This window comes from Parabacteroides sp. CT06, assembly GCF_002257605.1.
GTDB lineage: Bacteria > Bacteroidota > Bacteroidia > Bacteroidales > Tannerellaceae > Parabacteroides > Parabacteroides distasonis.
The window spans coordinates 3615862-3634635 of sequence record NZ_CP022754.1 but is presented as its reverse complement, the minus strand read 5'-3'; the positions used below and the strand labels follow the sequence as shown (position 1 = coordinate 3634635).

The 18774-nt window shown below is 46.6% G+C and carries 20 protein-coding genes and 1 pseudogene; 12 read left to right on the top strand and 9 right to left on the bottom strand.

All coding sequences use genetic code 11. From position 1 onward, the window contains the following. Window positions 1-18 precede the first annotated feature (18 nt). The 4 genes and pseudogenes from CI960_RS23975 to mobA form a co-directional block, all read right to left on the bottom strand. A pseudogene (locus CI960_RS23975) lies at window positions 19-375 on the bottom strand (hypothetical protein); the annotation flags it as partial. Window positions 376-596: 221 nt separating this feature from the next. After that, window positions 597-2633 carry a conjugal transfer protein MobC gene (gene mobC, locus CI960_RS16125; RefSeq protein ID WP_008778565.1) on the bottom strand — a complete coding sequence of 679 codons (2037 nt, stop codon included), beginning with the start codon at window positions 2631-2633 and terminating at the stop codon, window positions 597-599. 36 nt (window positions 2634-2669) lie between these two features. Further along, window positions 2670-3917 carry a conjugal transfer protein MobB gene (mobB, locus tag CI960_RS16120; RefSeq protein WP_094582487.1) on the bottom strand — a complete coding sequence of 416 codons (1248 nt, stop codon included), beginning with the start codon at window positions 3915-3917 and terminating at the stop codon, window positions 2670-2672. Further along, the gene (gene mobA, locus CI960_RS16115; protein ID WP_008778563.1) at window positions 3902-4324 is read right to left on the bottom strand and encodes a conjugal transfer protein MobA; all 423 of its coding nucleotides are present in this window, start codon (window positions 4322-4324) and stop codon (window positions 3902-3904) included. The genes mobB and mobA overlap by 16 nt, the downstream gene beginning before the upstream one ends. Before the next feature lie 317 nt (window positions 4325-4641). On the opposite strand from mobA, the gene CI960_RS23240 reads away from it, so the two are divergent. From CI960_RS23240 to CI960_RS16075, 7 genes are all read left to right on the top strand, one after another. Continuing rightward, window positions 4642-5127: a hypothetical protein gene (locus tag CI960_RS23240; protein ID WP_128616953.1), complete on the top strand. Its 486-nt coding sequence runs from the start codon at window positions 4642-4644 to the stop codon at window positions 5125-5127. Then, on the top strand, window positions 5124-5888 hold the full coding sequence (locus tag CI960_RS16100; protein WP_008778562.1) for a ParA family protein: 765 nt from the start codon (window positions 5124-5126) through the stop codon (window positions 5886-5888). The genes CI960_RS23240 and CI960_RS16100 overlap by 4 nt, the downstream gene beginning before the upstream one ends. Continuing rightward, window positions 5885-6322, top strand: coding sequence for a DUF3408 domain-containing protein (locus CI960_RS16095; protein ID WP_008778561.1), 438 nt, complete (start codon window positions 5885-5887; stop codon window positions 6320-6322). The genes CI960_RS16100 and CI960_RS16095 overlap by 4 nt, the downstream gene beginning before the upstream one ends. A 3-nt stretch (window positions 6323-6325) precedes the next feature. Next, window positions 6326-6991 (top strand): DUF3408 domain-containing protein, encoded by a 666-nt coding sequence (locus tag CI960_RS16090; protein ID WP_229038712.1) that lies wholly within the window; start codon window positions 6326-6328, stop codon window positions 6989-6991. After that, complete coding sequence (locus CI960_RS16085; protein WP_034530597.1) at window positions 6964-7629, top strand: DUF4122 family protein; 666 nt, start codon at window positions 6964-6966, stop codon at window positions 7627-7629. Before CI960_RS16090 ends, CI960_RS16085 begins: the two co-directional genes overlap by 28 nt. A gap of 199 nt (window positions 7630-7828) precedes the next feature. Next, window positions 7829-8647 carry a DUF134 domain-containing protein gene (locus CI960_RS16080; RefSeq protein ID WP_008778558.1) on the top strand — a complete coding sequence of 273 codons (819 nt, stop codon included), beginning with the start codon at window positions 7829-7831 and terminating at the stop codon, window positions 8645-8647. Next, on the top strand, window positions 8644-9021 hold the full coding sequence (locus tag CI960_RS16075) for a DUF4405 domain-containing protein (protein WP_008778557.1): 378 nt from the start codon (window positions 8644-8646) through the stop codon (window positions 9019-9021). Before CI960_RS16080 ends, CI960_RS16075 begins: the two co-directional genes overlap by 4 nt. Before the next feature lie 183 nt (window positions 9022-9204). Here CI960_RS16075 and CI960_RS16070 read toward each other — a convergent pair whose 3' ends face one another. The 5 genes from CI960_RS16070 to CI960_RS16050 form a co-directional block, all read right to left on the bottom strand. Further along, window positions 9205-9900 carry an SIMPL domain-containing protein gene (locus CI960_RS16070; protein WP_008778556.1) on the bottom strand — a complete coding sequence of 232 codons (696 nt, stop codon included), beginning with the start codon at window positions 9898-9900 and terminating at the stop codon, window positions 9205-9207. 12 nt (window positions 9901-9912) lie between these two features. After that, window positions 9913-10785 carry a hypothetical protein gene (locus CI960_RS16065; protein ID WP_008778555.1) on the bottom strand — a complete coding sequence of 291 codons (873 nt, stop codon included), beginning with the start codon at window positions 10783-10785 and terminating at the stop codon, window positions 9913-9915. Window positions 10786-10796: 11 nt separating this feature from the next. Further along, the gene (locus CI960_RS16060) at window positions 10797-13097 is read right to left on the bottom strand and encodes a WG repeat-containing protein (protein WP_008675189.1); all 2301 of its coding nucleotides are present in this window, start codon (window positions 13095-13097) and stop codon (window positions 10797-10799) included. A gap of 201 nt (window positions 13098-13298) precedes the next feature. Beyond that, the gene (locus tag CI960_RS16055; RefSeq protein ID WP_008675194.1) at window positions 13299-13826 is read right to left on the bottom strand and encodes an outer membrane beta-barrel protein; all 528 of its coding nucleotides are present in this window, start codon (window positions 13824-13826) and stop codon (window positions 13299-13301) included. 27 nt (window positions 13827-13853) lie between these two features. Further along, entirely contained in the window at window positions 13854-14393 is a 540-nt protein-coding gene (locus tag CI960_RS16050) for a hypothetical protein (protein ID WP_008780754.1), read from the bottom strand. Between the two features lie 231 nt (window positions 14394-14624). Here CI960_RS16050 and CI960_RS16045 point away from each other — a divergent pair, with 231 nt between their 5' ends. From CI960_RS16045 to CI960_RS16025, 5 genes are read left to right on the top strand one after another with little or no spacing between them, the layout of a single operon-like run. Then, window positions 14625-14927, top strand: a complete 303-nt coding sequence (locus CI960_RS16045) for a DUF4134 domain-containing protein (RefSeq protein WP_227211379.1) — start codon at window positions 14625-14627, stop codon at window positions 14925-14927. 4 nt (window positions 14928-14931) lie between these two features. After that, window positions 14932-15258: a DUF4133 domain-containing protein gene (locus CI960_RS16040; protein WP_008780752.1), complete on the top strand. Its 327-nt coding sequence runs from the start codon at window positions 14932-14934 to the stop codon at window positions 15256-15258. Beyond that, entirely contained in the window at window positions 15255-17780 is a 2526-nt protein-coding gene (locus CI960_RS16035; RefSeq protein ID WP_008675208.1) for a TraG family conjugative transposon ATPase, read from the top strand. Before CI960_RS16040 ends, CI960_RS16035 begins: the two co-directional genes overlap by 4 nt. 8 nt (window positions 17781-17788) lie before the next feature. Beyond that, window positions 17789-18145, top strand: coding sequence for a DUF3876 domain-containing protein (locus tag CI960_RS16030; RefSeq protein WP_034530620.1), 357 nt, complete (start codon window positions 17789-17791; stop codon window positions 18143-18145). Then, the gene (locus CI960_RS16025; RefSeq protein ID WP_008778550.1) at window positions 18142-18771 is read left to right on the top strand and encodes a DUF4141 domain-containing protein; all 630 of its coding nucleotides are present in this window, start codon (window positions 18142-18144) and stop codon (window positions 18769-18771) included. The genes CI960_RS16030 and CI960_RS16025 overlap by 4 nt, the downstream gene beginning before the upstream one ends. Window positions 18772-18774: the final 3 nt, after the last annotated feature.

Sequence of the window (18774 nt, the reverse complement as noted above, 5' to 3'; positions counted from 1 at the left end):
AAAACAAATGTCAGAACAAGTCTTGACTATTACATTATACCGAAAAAGTCCATCGGCATATTCCGCACTTCCTCCATCTCCCACTCCTGCCAGATAAATACAATCCTTGTCATGCTTTTCCTTTACATTCAGCAAGTCCATCAAACCGTAATGGGGGTAGATGTGGAATGTGGCCTGTCGCTGCCAGCGTGGGAAACCATACCGTTTGTTTTCCCTCACCCATCGCATAAGCATCTCGTCTTCATGCGGAAGGAACCCGTCCAGAGTGAGTGCCATGATAACTTGAATTTTTGCCATACCTCTTGTTAAAAAAGCATGAAACCCATGCTTATTTCGAACAGAGGCTCTGACAAAGCCCAACACAGAAACCCGCATGGGCTCATGCTATAAGGTATAGCATAAGCCTCACGCAATAGCCTCTGTGTTTTTGAATTTGTCAGATTCCTGTTCGAGACGTCTTGCGACTTATGTATAATAATGGCGGTCCCAATTGTCGAGACCGGCCTTATTTCTCTATTTCAAGTTTCAAATATACGGCATCTTTTTCAATAATCCGATCAGGCGGGGTATAAATTCTTCAATTACCCCTCCACTTGTCATGATTTGTCGGGGTCCTTTCCTTTTTCATCTTCCAGACCTAGTCGTTTACGGAGTTCAGGGTCATTTTTGATACGCCGCATCTCCTCATTGATAATAACCTGAGCATCCGCCTTGATCTGGTCGTAATTGCGTTGTATCTGTTGCATCATGATGTCGTTACCGTTCCTGTCCTTGAAGTCGTTGATGACCGGGATTTTCTGATAAGCCTTTTCTTCCGCGCTGATCTTGGTATGGTCCACGACAATTTCGGCATGAAATATTTTTTGCTCTATCCTCTCATCAAAATTATCCGCCACAGCCCCGACAAACGTGCCTTGTGAGAGGTTGGCGATCTTTGATGCGGGAATGAGCGAGTCTAGCTGCGTGTTGATGGATGTGGATACATCCTGACGGTTGATGGATACGGACTGACGTTGCTGAAGCACCTTGCCGAAGCGCTCTGAAAGCGTTTTTGCGGTTTCACCGACCACCTGTCCGCTGAAAATATTCCCCACCGTGTTCTGGATGACCTTGGATTCTTTTTCTCCGTAGTCACGTGTCAATTGACTGAAATCCTGAAAACCCAGAAGCACGCCCACCTTGTTGCTTCTCGCCGTCGCGATCAGGTTGTCAAGCCCACGGAAATAGATGGTGGGAAGCTCGTCAATGATAACGGCGCATTTAAGCTGTTTTTTCTTGTTGATAAGCTTGACGATACGGGAATTATATAATCCGAGCGCTGCCGAATAAATGTTCTGCCTGTCCGGATTGTTGCCCACGCAGAGCAGTTTGGGTTCTTTCGGATTGTTGATATCCAATGAAAAATCATTACCGGTCATCACCCAGTAGAGTTGTGGGGAGATCATGCGCGTAAGGGGTATTTTAGCCGAGGCTATCTGGCCTTGGAGCTGGTCCTGGGCATTTCCCTTCCATGCGTCCATGAAGGGGGAAAGGTAGTTTTCCAGCTCCGGATAAGAGGTCAGGATGGTGAACAGGTCTGAGTAGGGTTTGTTGAGCAGTTCCACCGCATGGGGAAACGTACAGTAAATACCGCTCTTGTAAATCTTTAAATACCAGATTATTGCCGCAAGCAGAATAATAGGGGACTCCACGAAGAAGTCCCCCTGTTTTTCGATCCAGGTGCGATTGAGGTTGAGCATTATCGTATAGCTCGCCTCGTACGCATCGGAAATGTCCGTCATGAATTCCGGATTGATGGGATTGCACCGGTGAGACCTGCGCGGATCGTCAAAATTGATGACATAGAACCGGGGCTTGATCTCGTACTTGTCCATATTTTTCAACAAAGAATTATAGGCGATGGTGGACAGGTCATCAAACTTGTAATCGTAGATGTAAATCGCAAAGCCTTTGGCTATAAGCTGACGTATGTAACTGTTGACTATCGCATAGGATTTGCCGCTGCCCGGTGTCCCGATAACCATGCAGGCACGGAAAATATTGACAATATTGACAAATCCGTTATTCCAGCGTTTTTTATAATAGAATCTCGTCGGGAGGTTTACCGAATATTCATTCTCCATCAGTCGGGTTTCCTGCATGAAACTCTCATTTTCCATATTGAACACATCTTCCATGAGGTTGTGCCTGTAAATGCGACTCATCCATAACCCCGACATCAACAGGGCGAGATAGCCTGCCGTAAGAGTAAAAATATAGAATGCGGTATTTGCCATGTGTGGCAATGGCAGTTCAAGAAGCCACCAGTTCAGAAAAAACAATGCGCATCCTGCCACCAATGCCGCATAAATTTTAGGCCAGGTTATCTTTTCACCTTTGACCCCGTGCGTACCCAGACAGGAAACGGCCAACAGAAGCACAGCCGACAGTTTGCTCCAGAGAATACAGTTGAAAATTCCGGTCGTGTTGTTGAAGTTTATCAGAATCCGGTCTATCACCTCAAGGTTCAGATGCCATGCGGTGATACTTGGATAGCAGTACACATAAACGTGTACCACCAAAAGAAAAATACTCACGGCCCTGCCGAACTCCATTATCTTGGCGAGAGCCCTCAAATCGTCTTCCTGTTGCATAAAAATTGTGAATAAACGGGTTGATACTTGTTTTGTCTAAATGCCACGCTTGCGTCCGGTCTTCTTTTTTTTCTTCATGCGGCGTGCAAAGGCTTCCTCCTCGTAATCCCGCGGATTGGTTTCCAAGGAGAGAATGCCTGCCGCCAGTTCGAGCGTGCTAGAGGATTCGTGACGGTGATGCTGCCAAAGTTCTGTAGCGGAATGTCCGCCCCGTTCCTTTTCAGGTATGTTTTCCAACCATTTGAAATAGTCGTTGAACACATTGGCAGAAAACTCCTTGCCCATGCGTGAGCCGTTGAATACCTCCCGATGGTTGTGATCAATAAAGGTGACACCATAGATACGTCCCCGCTCATTCTCGCGGAAGACCACATCAATACGCCTTTGCCTGAGCAGTTCCACAAACCGTTTCCGTGAATCCGCCTGCCGCAAGGCACGAACGATGTCCGCCTGTATGGAGGGGGCCCATTTCTCGTCTTTGAGAGCTTTCAGATTCATCAGCATCCGCTTTTCCAACTGTTCATTTCCGAAGCGTTTCCCAAATCGGGAACTCTTGAACGGTGGGCTGACCACCTTGCCGGTATCATCCGTGACCGAATAGACAATACCGGTATATGGTGTACCGTTGTATTCTCCCCTGATCTGTTTCGCCTCGATGTTGAGCGTGGAAAGCAGCGCATTGTATTCCCCGAAGGTTTGGAAACGATAGCTTTCCAATACGGCTTTAAGGGTATTGCCTACCTGATGGCGGACATCTCCCAAGGGGGCGTCCACCTTTCTTAGTTCCGCTTTTGGATTCCGCCTTTCCGCATCCGCTCCGTTTCGCAGACCGAAATCCACTTCCAGTTCCCGACAGGCGGTCATGGAACGCCGATGCTCGTAGGCATCGCTGATCTTTTTCCCCTGTTCATCCACACAGACACTGACAATATGGATATGGGTATTGTGGGTATCGGTATGTTTGTGGGTGATGTAAGGCTGGTTCCCATACCCCATCTTCTGCATATAACGTTCCGCCAGTTCTGCCAGCCGCCCGTCGGTCAGCTGGTCTTCCGGTGCTGGGGAAAGGGAAATGTGCAGGACGGGCTTCTCCGTATTGCGGTTTGCCAGCAGGTAATTCTCAAAAGAGAGCAATGCCAGGCGTATATCCTCGCTTGGCAATCCGAGCCGGTCGGAAATCATACGGTTACCGGAAAGGATCTCAGCCGTACCAGCCGCTACCTTCTCATAGTTATATGCAAGTGCTCCGTAAAGACTCATGCCATGACTTATTTTTGCAACCATTTCCGCTCGTATTCCTGGGTTAGCGCCATGACCTTTTTACAGACGAGCATCAGCTCAAGACTCAATCTTTCCAGTTTATAGAGCAACGCTCTCGCCCGTTTCTCCCCGAAATTGTTCTTCAAGGCACGTACCACCTGGTTGTAGTTGTTGCCTACAGCCTGGAACTGTTTGTGGAATTCTGTCAGCCTGATGTAATAGTCCATCGTCGCCTTGTCTATTTTCACGACCTTTATCTGTCCCGAGAAGATGGATTTCTTGATGAACAGCGTGAGGTTGCCGGCTCCTGAATCCGCCAGCAACTGTTCAAATCTTGTGTTCTCCTCGGCGTTCAGGCGGAAACTGTACTTGTGGTCCGTCGGATCATTTTTAGGCTTTCTGCCCGTCCTTGTCCCTGTTGTTTTCTCCATACACATGAGATTTTTGGTTTGTACTTTTTTCTCTTCCAGAATCCGCGACTTTGGAGCGGATTCCCCCGCCCCTCTGGGCGGGCAAGTTGGTTCTTGTCGGACAAAAGACTTTTTGTCGGACAAGGACACAACTTGCTCTGTTCGTTTGAACAGAGAATCCTCCTATGGTCGGATTGCAGCGCGACGCTTGCGGCGTGCCGTGGTCCGTGAACTCCTTCTTCCTTCATTGCGTGATTCTGACTTTGCAAAAATAGAGGGATGCAACAAGCTGTAAAACAGACCCCAGTATGACATTTGATGACATCTGACGACATCTGATGTCAGAGCTAGGCAATATTGGCGGAAGTCTTGGAAATAGCCATTACTTTTGGATTGTGACAGGGAAACTATCTTCCGATGTGCTGATAAAATATACCCGTGTTACCGGCAGGTCATCCTCTGTCCACGGCATGTTTTTAAAATATTATGTTATTGTGTCAAGAGAAAAAAACGGAATGATAACCATGAAAAGAGAAAATACAATGATACGGCCATTTGGCGACAATATGCCGGGAGGGTACAGGCATGACAGCCTGTACCTATATGACAATCTTCCGTTTTTCAAGTATGACGGTAATATTGTGCCATCATCCGGTAGGGAGACAAGCCCCTCATATCTTATGAGGATGTTATTCTGTAGTGATAACAAGGCCGGAATATGCCATCCGTACCGTGCCATGTCCCATGAACCCGACAAGCCGTTGAAAAGAAGAAACAGCGAGAACATTAAAACGATTATTAACCCACAATTCGAAAGCTTATGAGCAAACGATGCACATTCATCGCCTTGAGCAACCAGAAGGGCGGTGTGGGCAAGTCCACCATGACGGTGCTGCTTGCCAGTTATTTCCACTATGTGAAGGGAAAGAATGTCGCGGTTATAGATTGCGACTATCCCCAGTTCAGCATCCAGGCGCTACGTTCCCGTGACATGAAAAACGTCGAGAGAAGCGAGTTCCTCCAACAGTTGTTGTGCAGGCAGTATGAACGGACGGGGAAGAAAGCCTATCCGGTCCTTACCTCCGGGCCCGGCAAGGTACTGGAAACAGCAGACCGGTTGTCGGGGAACAGTGATATCCTTTTCTTTGATTTGCCCGGAACGGTGAATACTCCGGGAATCCTTGAGGCCATCATCAACATGGACTATGTGTTTACGCCAGTCGTGCAGGACCGGATGGTCATGCAGAGCAGCCTGTCTTTCGTGGCGACGCTCCGGGATTTCATCCGGCAATATCCTGAAGCACCGTTAAAAGAGATCCTACTGTTCTGGAACAAGATTGACGGACGTGTCTCCAGAGAGGTTTACCGTCACTATAACGAGATTTTTGAGAAGATCGGTCTGAAGACGCTCTCGACGGTCATGCCGGACATGGAACGTTATAACAAAGAGACCTCCTCCGGCGGGCAGACATTTTTCAGAAGCACCTACTTTCCACCTTCGGAAAAGTTGTTGAAAGGGAGCAATATGGATGTACTGGCCGGGGAGATCGAACGGATTATCCATCTTAAATCCGACAAGACATGAAAAAAAGGGGCATATTCAATGTCAATGAGGAACGGTTGAAAGAGTTCATGGCCAACGGTACGGATGCCGAGGGCACTCCTAAGACTCCTTTTGCGGAAGAAAAGACCACAAGGGAAACCGATATTTTCCCGTCCGTACGGGAAGATGCGGACAAACCGCTTCCTGTTTCCTGCGAACCGGCCGGAAGCGGAACCTCACTTCCGGAGAAGATACAAGAGTACCGAAAAAATTTTCTCAACCGTAAGATTGCTGTCCATCGAAAGCAGACTTATATCTGTTATGACACCTACCGTAGGCTTGCACGGATTCTGCCGTTGCTCAGTGACGGCATGACTGTTCCCGCTTTTCTGGACAACGTGCTTGACCATCATTTGGAAGTGTATGAAAAAGAACTGGATGAAATGGTTCGCTTGAGTACCCAAAATTCGCATTAGATTATGGAACATCTGTTTATTTATCCAGTCCTGCTGTTTGTAACATATTTGCTGTACAAGGTTCTCAAAATGAAAGCAGGCAGGAACTGGTTGAGGAAAGGCGGGGCTCTCCCCCCGATGCAAACGGATATGAGGAAGTCAGTCCGTGATACGACTTATATGGAAACCGTATTTCCGGCAGAATTCAAAGAACACCCTGACGATGCGGATTTCTTTCCTGATTTCGCAAAGATGGATATTCCGGAAAATTTAGGGGAGATCCTGATTGAAGCCTTGTCCAATAACGGGATTCCGGAACCGGACGCTATCGAGACTTCTGTAGAGGAAACGACCGGTCTGCAAGCCGGTCCGGTTTTGAAACAATTCAAGCAAGAAGAAGATATGGAAAACAAAGATTTATTGAAAGGCATGGAAAATGCGAGTGTTTACAGAGAAATGTTCCTGACCCGGAAAATGACCGGAGCCAGGAGACAAACCTATATTGATGAATCCTTGTATGAGACATTGACCGGGATTCTTCCTGTCATTGCGCCGGGAATATCTGTACCCACGTTCGTGAACAATGTGTTGGCGGAGCATATGGAGAAGTACCGGGATATCATTGATGAGACGTGTCATCGAAAATTTAAAGAAATGATGGTATGGAAGGACTCGTCTATCTGTCGGTGAGGGTCGGCTGTGCTGCTTACCTGTTATATAAGGTATGGGGACAAAAGAAAAAAGTACATGAGCTGTGTGACCTGCTGTACACGCCGGTGAAAAAAGAGCAAATGATATCGATGTCACCGGAGCCGGCGGATGAGAAAGAAGTGATGGGAAAGACACGCTTCGTCTATCTTGACGAGAATGCTGGGAAGACGGTGGCCCCCTATATGAGTCAGCCGCTGGAACAGGGGACGGACTATATCGGTGAGGATGAGGAAATCCGGGAAGAGGATGTGGAATGTCTGCTTCCGCTGGAGGAGATGGAACTCCTTCGAAAGGAGCAGGAAGAACTGGACAACGCATTACCGGAAACGGAAGTGATTACGCAGGCGGTTACACTGGAGGAGTTCAGCCTTGTCGGGGATGTGCTGATGAGGGTGAACGGGGCGGACCAGGATGCGGACAAAAGGAGCAGTGCCGCACGGACGCTGTTCGCTATCCGCAATACCAGTCTGTTCGATCTTTTCATTTCCCAGGTAGGGAATGAGGAAGCCGTGAATAAACTGCTGGAAGAGAACCTGGATGAAGATGGAAACCCGCGACCTTTGAAAAAAGAAGGGAAAAGGAACAATGGCGGAGTTGACTGGCGAGAGTTGGTGTAAGAGAGAACACTTCCGGGGAATGGGATTCCGCCTGCGAACATAGGCGGAATTCTATATTTTACAGAAAGGCGGCTTCCATTTATATGTCGTTCGGCATGTGGCTTTATTTCGGAAGAGATTTATTCTATAAAAAAGAGAAACTATTATTTTTATTTTGAGCATTTGCTCATTATATTTGCAAGCAAAAACAATATATATAATGTCACCACGTCCCAAGAACATCCGTAAAGTTAATGACATGCCCGTTACCGCAGGATTCAAGCCGATAGGTCTGAACGGTTGTTGTAAGAATACCATATTCTTGCATTTTGAAGAGTATGAGGCGATACGGTTATGCGATTATGAAATGAAAACCCAACAGGAAGCGTCTGTTTCAATGGGAGTATCACGTCCGACACTAAGTCGGATATATGTCAGCGCAAGGCGAAAGATTGCCAAGGCATTGGTTCGTGGTGTTACCATAATGATAGAAGGCGGAGCAGCGTACACTGACAGTGAATGGTTCCGTTGCGGAGCATGCGGTTTCTTATTCAACAATATCAATCCCACGCTTAAAATCCGCAAGATGGAATGTCCGGTATGCCACTCCGATGACTTAAGCGCAAGTAATATTAACATTAATAAAAATGAGATTATGATGAAAATTGCTATTCCGACCAGAGACAATGTAGTCGATAACCATTTCGGTCATTGTGAGTATTACACAATCCTGACAGTAGGACAAGACAACCAGATTCTAAGTAGCGAGACTATTCCTTCTCCGCAAGGATGCGGATGTAAATCCAATATCGCAGGAGAATTGGAAAACATGGGAGTCAGCGTTATGCTGGCAGGAAATATGGGGCAAGGTGCCTTGAATGTACTTACGTCCCACCATATCAAAGTCATAAGAGGCTGTTCGGGTAATCTATTGGAAGTTGCCGCTGATTATTTAAGCGGGAAACTTACAGATTCGGGAGTGGGCTGTTCATCCCATGAACATCATCATGAATGTCATGGACATAGCCATAAAGAATGATGTCCGGAAAGAATAAGATGCCGCTTAATATTATCATAGACTTTGTCATGCTGATGGCAATGGCTTTGGTAAGTATAAGTGGCTTCATATTGGAAATAGTAATTCCTTCCCGCCATGCTGTAAGATTCCAAGACGCTACCCCATGGTGTTCACATTTGCTGGGCTTGGGAAGGCATGATTGGGGTAATATTCATTTGTGGGCGGGAGTTGTATTGGTCACTCTGCTTGCCATTCATATCTTGTTACACATAAAGATGGTATCGGCTTTTGTTACAAAGAAATGCCCGAACCATACACTACGGATATTGCTTTATGTTTTGTTATTGATGCTGTTAATGATGACAATAATGCCTTGGCTTTATTTATGTTATTAATTTAGAACAAGCCAACTTGTTACTTTATGTGGTAGAATAGGTTGGCTTGTTTATTTATGAATATCCGATATGGTAGAACATTGGAATTTAGATTCAAGATCCTCCTCGAATTTCATACCAAGTTATTGAAGGCAATGGCAGTATACGACATTATTCCTTATATTCAGGCAGTTACGATTCCTTTCAATCCGCAATCTCAAACCGCACAAGCATAGAGTATTTCTTTTTAATTGTACGGAAACTATCAAATGAAACGACATTGGAGGACAGCACGTTACTCTGTGAGAAAGGAAGGCTGCTACCTGCTTCGTCTTCTACAATACGTATTACCGGTCCCAATTTTTTACCCAATGCCTCCACCAGATAGGACGCTTTCCTCTGCGCCGCTTTCAAGGCCGCGATTTTTCCTTTTTGATGGTAGGACAACATGTCCTTGTTTTCCAGTTCACCGATGCGCATGGTATGGATACCTTTGGTATCCATACGTTTGAGGATTTCATCAATCTGTTTGAAATCCAGTAACGTAATATCGAAGGTCTTGGCCACCAGAAAGTCCTGCCCTTGCTTACGCCAATAATCACCGATCTCCTGCGTACGGACGGCATTCGGAGAGATACCCGCGTCATGCAGCACTTCCCGCAGTCCCTGTTCGATCCGGTCCAAAGAGATCTTTGTACGATATTCCTCCGGTTTGGACCTGCCATCAAACTCCTCCTCGAAGTATTCACGGATTTCGATAATGTAGTGAATCCTGTCCGGCACGATCTCAATCTCGGATGTCCCGGTCACTTCAATGTAGCGTCCGTCTGCCTGCGCCTGCACCTGTGACAGGCCGGCTAGCGGCAGGAGCATTGCCAATAATAATAGTCTTGTTATCATAAGCGGTTGTATTTATTTTACTTCAAATTCCGTATCCATATAAATTTCGAGTTGCAGTCCTATTCGGTATTTTCCTGAAAGTAACCTGCCTGCTTGGAATCGTTTCTTGTCGTTTCTGTCTGTTATCCGGTTGACATCCCATGAGACAGGAATGGTAAACAGTATCGCTTCTCCACCTTTCAAACGGGCACGGCTTTTCATATAATTCGCTTCTCCTATCCAACCGGAACGGGCAAAGGGATGTACCATATATCGCTCGTCTGTACTTATACTAGGGAAAAAGACCGGTTGTACCTCCAGGTTTGTATGGTTTTCAAATAAAATACGTATGGAATCATTATTGGATGGTAATACCTTGAAAGCAAAGGCACCGTCCATTTCCGTCTCCTTTATGGAAACAATACTTTTACCTGTCAGATTGCAATAGGTATGGATGTTGGCAAACACATAAAAATTAGCCTGGTACCTGTTGGGCTTTAACGGATATTTAAACTCGGACATACGGATATGTTCGGGTAGCGTATCGCCTTTGGATAAATCTCTTCCTCCAATGGCGAATACAAGATTGTCTATAAAGGGGAAACCGAGCCATTTGCCATTTACCATCTGTTTGAGATTATGATATTCAAGCTCGGCTGTAGGGCCATCCATATTGATTATATCAAGCACAATCTCTTTTGTCCGAGGAGAATATACTGGTTGTCGTGTCCTGATTTTGTAGGCGTCCGCATGGGTGATGGTGACAGCGGGAAGCCTTTGTATGCGGATGCGGCTCTCATACTTTTCTATTTCCGACAGTGACAGCGGAAAATCGATATCCTGCGCTTGCAATTTGGGTAACAAGCAGAATAAATAAACTGATAACAAGTACGCTATTTTTTTCATACGTTTTGACTTTAAGGTTGTACAAACTTACATCTTCTGTTTATATATCTCCATTCTTCACTATCCCAATAATGTTTTTCGCCGTCAGACCCGGATACGACTTTTTGTTTTCCCGTAAATGTAACCTTAGCCTTTCCTCCCTCAAAAGGGTATGCAAACTTGAATTGGGGAGTAATGATTATGTGTCCCGACGAATCGGCAAAACCCATCAGGCCTTTCTCATCCATGATTCGGAACAACCCTTCCTTGACATAATCAGGTCCGTTATCACATTCGACTACATAAAAAAGTTTCTTGCCTGCATCGTTAATGCAGACTATCCTGGCATCTCTTGGCTTGTCTTCGTATACAAAGCCTATACCTTTGATGGTATCGGTTTGACAGAATTTATATCTGCCGTATGGCACAATGGTATCTCCACGCTCATTCAGATAACAGACCGGAACACCCGCTTCCAAACGAGGTTCAGGGGTATGGGCAATCAAGGTGGCATCATATCTCATCAAGACGGGTTGGTCGCAGGTGGAATAACCGGTAATAACCACATCCGCCTTCGGAAGGAGTGGCATGGTATCCAGTCTGTATTGAATGCATAGCGTATCCTTTCCAGGGCATAAGACAGTAGGTTCATTTCTAAACGATTGTAAAACATCCAGTACTGATTTTCGAAATGAACGGGGCGTTTTACCAAGAATAGTGGCCGTGGTGATGTAACCATCCTGATTCACTTCGTAAGCAACTCGCAAGACACAGCCTTTGTTCTTCTTCTGCCAGACTATCGGGTATTTACATCGTCGGCTCAATGTCTTGATAAGCCAGCTTTCATCCCGTAGCTCATCCAATGATTTATCCAGTCCGAAGATGCCGGGAGGTACTTCCTCGCGCCATGTTTTCCCGTATTTTTTATCCAGATAGCGGAACACTTCCCGGTTGTAGGCTGTCAACAGACGATTGGGCGTGTTTAAATAGCAATCCATCTTTCCGTTTTCTTTCAGGGGATAATAGCTATAATATTTGACTCCATACTTTTTCCAAAAGATATGTTCCCGTACTTTTTTGTCTTGTTCAATGGGTATGACCAGTTTTAGATTCGGGTGCCCTTTATTGATATATTCACGTGACAATTTCGGTGAACATACATATTCTTCGATATAGTCATAAGGCAATGTCAATACCAGTTGTAAGGTGTCCGTGCATGTTGTTCCGGACACGGTGACGAGTGTGTCACAAGGATTCAAGCCAATAAATTCTGCCCGCAAAAGACATTGTCCTTTTTTTAAATGTTTTATTCTGAAAGTTCCTGTAGAATCAGTCAGCCAACCTTGAAAAGGCAATCCCTCTACTCTCAGATTGGAACCGGTCAACGGCCTTTTTATAACATCATAGGGCGGAATCTGTCGCACTTCTTCCCCATAAACTTTACCTATAATGGAATATCCGGTTGTATCGTTATCTGCTTTGGATGGTAAATCATTTTTCTCCCAAATACCTAATACGCAGTTTAGAGGTTCCATGGTATATTTCCCGTTGATGAATAGTCTCTCCCATGGATAAATACTTTTCAGTGTCTCTTTGAAAGCTTTCACTAATGGGTGGTTCCGGTCTTCAATGTTTTCTCCTTTGGGACGTATGAACAAAGTTCGGACATCAAAGTCCAGGAGATGGCCATCCGGGGTACATTGGATATTACGTATACTGAATATCAGCCGCTGTCCTTTGTACTTCGGAAAACGATGCCAGGGGAACCGCCGGATGATTTCATCTTGTGATTCTAAAATCTTTATTCCAGGTTGTTTGAAATTATGGTATGTCCGTACACTTTGTATCCTGCCTTGCCTGAGTAGAATTACCTGTTCGGCTTCCATATTACGGTCGAAACCGGAGTGGACATAATGTACCAAATCACCTTTGCCGGCCCGTAGTTCACCGCTGAACCAGCGGGCAGGAATCCTTCCGTTCTCATAATAAGAGGCAAAAAGTGTTTTCAGAGCGTCTGTGTGGTAAATCAAAGTGGAATCTTTCCGACTTGCCTTGTCATATACGCATATTTCCATACGTTGCAGGTAAAGACAGCTGTCCTCTATTTTCCAAAAGGCCGTATAACCATCCCAGTTGGCGGTTGACATACAATGATTTTCCGGAAGAAAGTCCCTTAACCGTGTATATAGGGCGGAATCCTTGTCTATTGGTCTGGCCATCAGCCACCATTGCTCACCATTGATGTAAATGACATCACAAGACTGTCCCGTCGCCTTTATATACAAAGAGACGAATAGAAACAAGATTACGATAGAATATCTCTTTATACGCATGGATCTGTTTTACTTAATTGTCACACTATCCTTTTCAGAAATACAAAAAAGAACACTCTTTTTGTATTCTTCTTAGACAAAAATGTGGTTGTAAGCACTCATTTCTAAAACTCCAATACGCTTCTTGCTCAATTCTATATATCAGCCCTTTACTGAAGCAATTTTCAGTAAAGGGCTGATATTGTTTTATTATAGAATAAATTAAAAACGATAAGCGAATCCCAAATTGAATACAGCCTGATCAAAATCACTGACCAGTTGGTAGCGTAACTCGAAATTCATAATCCAACTACTTGTCAATGCGAAGTCGGCTCCACCACCGATATTCACTCCTACCCTGCATTCGTTATGATTGTCATCATCTTTGTCTATATGAATATGGTCTCCGTCCACATCAATATCAAAACCATCTCCTAGGTCAAACATCCAATTAGAAAATGTAAAACCGAATAGGGGATATAACTTTACGCTTCTGCCTACGGGACATAAATAATGGAGATTCATATTTATGTCCAACATACTAACATTGTCGTTTTCTATAAAGTAATTCAAAGACGGCTCAAGACGTATGGGGTTGGTTATATTGTATTGATATTTCAACCCAAGGCCAATACTCTCAATTTCCGTCCCATAACTCAGTCCGAATCCAATAGCTTGTCTACCTTTTTGAGCATAAACGCCACTCAACATAACAAACAACAATCCTAAAAAAATTAAAATCTTTCTCATTTCAATATACTTTTATACCTATAAGTGTTAATCGTCATCCCAATCATCATCGTCATCCCAATCATCATCGTCATCATCATCCCACCTATAATGTTTGTTGTGTTTATGCTTCTTGTGTTTTTTATAATGTTTGTGATGATGTTTTCGGTGATGGTCACAGTATGAACAATAATGTTCATGCCAACAATTACTATGATAATTTACCCTGTCATAGAAAGGATTGTAATATACCGATCCCGGCCTTATACCTATCTCTATCAAAACACGATCCCAGCCGTGCCTATGGTAACGTTTATAATAATCACATACATCACGCATGTGCCTGCCAGATGTTTTGGCTATTTCAAGGGCCAAACCTACATTCCCCCAATCTCTTCCACATTGCCTATAATAATCATCCAATAAGTTGTTGGGGGTATTATATTCTATACACAAACGTTTTCGGTAATCCGAAAGTTCCACAGAGGCATATTTATTTGCCCTGCCAATAAACAATGATAGCCGATCTTGCGCAAACATGGAACAAGAAATGGCTATGAACAATAGCAAAACTTTAAATTGTCTCATATTTTTACAAAGCTTTTTGTTGATAAATACGGTTATATTCGCAAACATAGGTATAAAAAAGACAAAAAGCAATTTTTGTCTAAAAATTATAGCAATACTAGATTATTATGGTCATTTAGGACATCTGATGACATTTGATGACATCTGATGACAACACTGAATTACAGTACGTTATTCCATTTTACATTCGCTGTCGAATTCAAATTTATGTCTCACCTAAATGATTCGACAATGAAAAGAAGAATCCTTTTTTCTGTGATGTGTGCGGTTATTGCCGCCAGTGTTTTTGCGCAGGGCCAAGGTCAGGGCCTTGCCGGTATCAACGCGGCGACCAGTCTCATGACCTCGTATTTCGATCCCGCCACAAAGTTGTGCTACGCCATCGGGGCCGTCCTGGGGCTGGTGGGCGGTATCAAGACCTACGGCAAGTTCTCCAGTGGCGATCCTGATACCTCGAAGACAGCCGCCAGCTGGTTCTTCGCGTGTATCTTCCTGATCGTGGCCGCCACCATCCTGCGTTCCTTCTTCCTCTAGAGGCATGAGGTATCCGGTAAACAAAGGCGCGGGCAATCCCGTCGAGTTCAAGGGGCTCAAGTCTCAATACCTGTTCGTTTTCGCTGGTGGGCTTGCGATGGTGCTCCTTGCGGTGGTCATCCTCTATCTGGCGGGTGTGGACCAATGGATATGCATCCCCTTCGGGAGCATATCCGGCGGCCTACTGGTATGGGTGACTTTTCGGTTAAACGCCCGCTACGGTGAACACGGACTGATGAAGCTGCTGGCCGAAAAACGCCATCCGCGCTACCTGATTCACCGCAAGAGAGTCTTCAGATTATTCACGAAAAGAAAAAAACAAAAATCATGAGAAATGTTTTAAAGGCGGAAACGCTGGAACGCAGATTCCCCCTTCTCTCAGTAGAGAACGGCTGCATCGTGAGCAAGGACGCCGACCTGACCGTGGCTTTCGAGGTGGAGCTGCCCGAGTTGTACACGGTGACGGAGGACGAGTATGAGACTATGCACTCTTCCTGGATAAAGGCCATGAAGGTGCTGCCGGAGCATAGCATCGTCTGTAAGCAGGATTGGTTCATCCAAGAAACATACCGTTCTAAAAGTGATGGTGAGGAACAAAGCTTTCTTACACGCAGCTATGAACTGCATTTCAATGAAAGACCGTACCTAAACCACAGATGCTACCTGTTCTTGACAAAGACGACCCGAGAGCGTAGCCGCCAACGGAGCGATTTCAGCACCCTCTGCCGGGGATTCCTGCTGCCCAGGGAGATAACCGACAAAGACACGGCTGCCCGTTTTCTGGAGTCGGTGGAACAGTTCGAACGCATCATGAACGATTCCGGGCATATAAGGCTGCGGCGTCTGGAAACGGACGAGATTACTGGCACGAAGGAACGTCCCGGACTGGTGGAGAAATACCTCTCGCTCTCGCTGGAGGATGAGAGTGCCGTATTGCAAGACATCTGCCTCAAGCCCGGACGGATGCGTATCGGAGACAAGCGGCTTTGCCTGCATACCCTCTCGGATACGGAGGACCTGCCCGGCAAGCTCTCCACCGACATGCGTTACGAGAGGATGTCCACGGACCGCAGCGACTGCCGCCTCTCCTTCGCAGCGCCGGTGGGACTGCTGCTGCCGTGCAACCACATCTATTCACAGTACGTGTTCATTGACAACGCACAGGAAATCCTGCAGATGATGGAGAAGAACTCACGTAACATGCTCTCGCTGTCAAGATACAGCCGGAGCAACGCCGTAAACCAGGAATGGACGGAAATGTATCTGGACGAGGCACATACCAAAGGGCTGCTTCCCGTCAGATGCCATTGCAACGTCATCGCCTGGGCCGAGGATGCGGATGAGTTCCGTCGCGTCAGGAACGACACGGGCAGCCAGCTGGCCATGATGGAATGCACGCCAAGGTATAACACTATTGACATGCCGGTCCTCTATTGGGCGGGTATTCCCGGCAACGCAGGTGATTTTCCAGCCGAGGAGTCGTTTTACACCTTCCTGGAACAGGCGGTATGCCTCTTTTCCGGAGAGACCAATTACAGAAACTCACCCAGTCCTTTCGGTATCCGTATGGCGGACCGTCAGAACGGGATTCCGGTACATGTGGACATTTCCGACCTTCCCATGAAACGGGGAATCATCACCAACAGGAACAAGTTCATCCTCGGTCCTTCAGGCAGCGGGAAGTCCTTCTTCACCAACCATCTGGTCCGGCAATATTACGAGCAGGGCACACATATCCTGCTGGTAGATACGGGCAACAGCTATCAGGGATTGTGCCGCATGATTCACGACCGCACCCGTGGGGAGGACGGGATCTACATTACGTACGAGGAGGACAACCCGATAGCCTTCAATCCGTTCTATACGGATTGCGGACTGTTTGACGTGGAGAAACGGGAAAGCATCAAGACATTGATCCTGACCTTGTGGAAACGGGAGGACGAGGCACCGAAACGTTCGGAGGAGGTGGCCCTTTCCGGGGCGGTGAACGCCTATATCCGGATGATTTCGGAGAACCAGGGTATCAAACCGGATTTCAACGGTTTCTACGAGTTTGTCGCCGATGACTACAGGAGAATGATTGAGGAGAAAAAGGTGCGTGAGAAGGATTTTGACATTGACGGTTTCCTGAACGTGCTGGCACCTTTTTACAAGGGCGGAGACTATGACTTCCTGCTGAATTCCGACAAGGAGCTGGACCTGACAGGCAAACGGTTCATCGTGTTCGAGCTGGACAACATCAGTGGCAACAAGGTACTGCTTCCCGTGGTGACGCTGATCATCATGGAGACCTTCATCGCCAAGATGCGCAGGCTCAAGGGGATCCGCAAGATGATTTTAATAGAGGAATGTTGGAAGGCCCTGATGTCCGCCAATATGAGTGAGTACATCAAATACCTTTTCAAGACGGTCAGAAAGTATTTCGGCGAGGCCGTAGTGGTAACCCAGGAGGTGGATGACATCATCAGTTCCCCTATCGTGAAGGAGGCCATCATCAACAATTCCGACTGTAAAATCCTGCTTGACCAACGAAAATACATGAACAAGTTCGAGCACATCCAGCGGCTTCTCGGCCTGACAGAGAAAGAAAAAGGGCAGATACTCTCCATCAATCAGGCGAACCATCCCGGGCGGTTCTACCGGGAAGTGTGGATCGGGCTTGGCGGAACCCACTCGGCAGTATATGCCACGGAAGTGAGCGGGGAGGAATATTACACGTTCACGACCGAGGAGTCCGAAAAGATGGAAGTACAGCGGCTGGCAGAAAGATTGGATGGCAACCTGGAACTTGCCGTCCGCCATCTGGCAGAGAAAATGCGAGAGGAACAAGGACAAAGATCAACCCTAAAATGAAAACGATTATGAGAAACAAACCCCTTATGAGACTGGCGGTATGCCTGATCGGCATGGCCGCCCTGGTATTGCAAAGTTGTGCGGACGGTGGTACCGACTGTGACAGACTCTGCGGATCGTGGACCAGTGTGGACGGCAAACCGGACGTGTTGGTATATAAGGAAGGAGAGGCCTACAAGGTGACGGTATTCGCCCGTAGTGGCAAGACACGCCGCCTCAGGCCGCAGACCTACCTGTTGGTGGAAGAGAACGGCAACCTCTTTATCAATACGGGGTACCGTATCGATGTATCCTACAACGAGGAGACGGATATCCTGACTTTCTCACCCAACGGGGATTATGTACGGAAGGAGGAACGCCCATGAGAGCGAGGACATTCCTGATCGGGATAATGCTTGTGCTGGGCGGGAACATGGCCCGGGCGCAATGGGTGGTGACCGATCCCGGAAATCTGGCCCAAAGTATCATCAACATGTCGGACAACATCGCCCATACCTCCAAGACGGCGGTCAATACGGCCGACAATTTTGCGGAGACGGTAAAGATCTACGAGCAGGCCAAGAAGTACTACGACCAGTTAAAGGCGGTGAACAACCTGATACAGGACGCCCGCAAGGTGCGTGACATCATCCTGATGGTAGGCGATGTGTCCGACATCTATGTGACGAACTTCAAAAAGATGATGAACGACGACAACTTCTCGTCCCGCGAGCTGGACGCCATCGCCTTCGGTTACACCCGCCTGCTGGAGGAGAGCAACGGCGTGTTGCAGGACCTCAAACAGGTCATCAACGTGAGCACGCTCTCCATGACCGACAAGGACCGTATGGATGTGGTGGACAACTGTTATTACGAAATGCGCCGTTACCGCAATCTGGTGAGCTATTATACTAACAAGAACATAGCCGTGAGCTATCTCCGTGCCAGGAAAAAGAACGATATGGAACGTGTGATGCGGCTCTATGGAAATGAAACCTCCAAATACTGGTAGCCC